The sequence below is a fragment of the Micromonospora sp. CNZ297 genome, from assembly GCF_007827625.1.
The window spans coordinates 1-1,466 of the sequence record NZ_VISU01000066.1 but is presented as its reverse complement, the minus strand read 5'-3'; the positions used below and the strand labels follow the sequence as shown (position 1 = coordinate 1,466).

The window sequence follows — 1,466 nt, the reverse complement described above, 5'->3', positions numbered from 1 at the left end:
GCCCGTTACCTTTTTGATCGTCCCCAGCCGGGGACTCCTCGGTCGCCCGGCCCGGTATGACTTCCTGCCCCTGTCGTTCGGATGATCCGGGGGGTGTTGTCGCCGGGTCGGGTGGCGTCGGTGGACCGCTGATAGGGACACGGCCACCCGTGTTGGGGTAGGTCTCTTCGTAACGTGGCTGCCGGCAGTCCGACGCCTGGATCAGCGGCCGAGGCCACGGACGATGCGTGGAGGCGGGTCTGGTGCACGACGGATACGGCGTCTACCTCGGCTTGGACGTCGGTAAGGGCGATCACCATGCGGTCGGGTTGGCGCCCGATGGCAAGCGGCTGCATGACGCGGCGTTGCCGAACACCGAGGTCCGGCTGAGGCAGCTATTCGGCAAGCTCGCCCGCCACGGTCGGGTGCTGGTGGTGGTCGACCAGCCCGCCTCGATCGGCGCCCTGCCCGTGGCGGTGGCTCGGGCGGCCGGGCATCAGGTGGCCTACCTGCCCGGCCTGGCCATGCGCCGCATCGCCGACCTGCATCCCGGCACCGCGAAGACAGACGCCCGTGACGCCTACGTCATCGCTGACGCGGCCCGCACCCTGCCCCACACGCTGCGGCGGGTCGACGTCGGCGATGAAGCCCTCGCGGAGCTGGAGGTGCTGGTCGGGTTCGACGACGATCTCGCCGGCGAAGCCACCCGCGTGTCCAACCGGATCCGTGGGCTGCTCACCCAGATCCATCCCGCTCTGGAACGGGTCCTCGGCCCTAAGATTCACCACAAGGCGGTCCTGGAGCTGCTGTCGCGCTGCGGCGGCCCCGTCGGACTGCGCAAGGCCGGTCGCCGCAAACTTGTCTCGATCGCCGCCGTCCACGCACCCCGCATGGGCGAACGCCTGGTCGAGCAGATCCTGACCGCCCTCGACGAGCAGACCGTCACCGTCCCGGGCACCCAGGCTGCGGAGACGATCCTGCCCCGCCTGGCTGACAGCCTCCGCGATGTCCTGCGACAACGCGACCAGACCGCCGGCGAGGTCGAGAGGATGCTTGATGCTCACCCTCTCGCCCCGGTCCTGACCTCGATGCCCGGCATCGGCGTCAGGACCGCAGCCCGGATCCTGCTCGAAGTCGGCGACGGCACCGCCTTCCCCACCCCCGGCCACCTCGCCGCCTACGCCGGCCTCGCCCCCGTCACCCGACGATCCGGCAGCAGCATCCGCGGCGAACACCCACCCCGCGGCGGCAACAAGAACCTCAAACGCGCCTTCTTCCTCGCCGCGTTCGCCGCCCTCGCCGACCCCACCAGCCGCGCCTACTACGACCGCAAACGAGCCGAAGGCAAACGCCACAACGCCGCCCTCATCTGCCTCGCCCGCCGCCGCTGCGACGTCCTGTTCGCCATGCTCCGCGACAAGATCCCCTACCAACCACGCCCCACCAGCCCCGTCCCCGCTTGACGAAACCCATAGGGACACCCCCCA

At 70.3% G+C, this 1,466-nt stretch carries 1 protein-coding gene; it reads left to right on the top strand.

Features of this window, described 5'->3' with window-relative positions; genetic code table 11:
• The first annotated feature begins 242 nt into the window (after positions 1-242).
• A complete protein-coding gene (locus FB454_RS34690) occupies positions 243-1,442 on the top strand; it encodes an IS110 family RNA-guided transposase (RefSeq protein ID WP_145824278.1) in 1,200 nt (399 codons plus the stop codon).
• Positions 1,443-1,466: the final 24 nt, after the last annotated feature.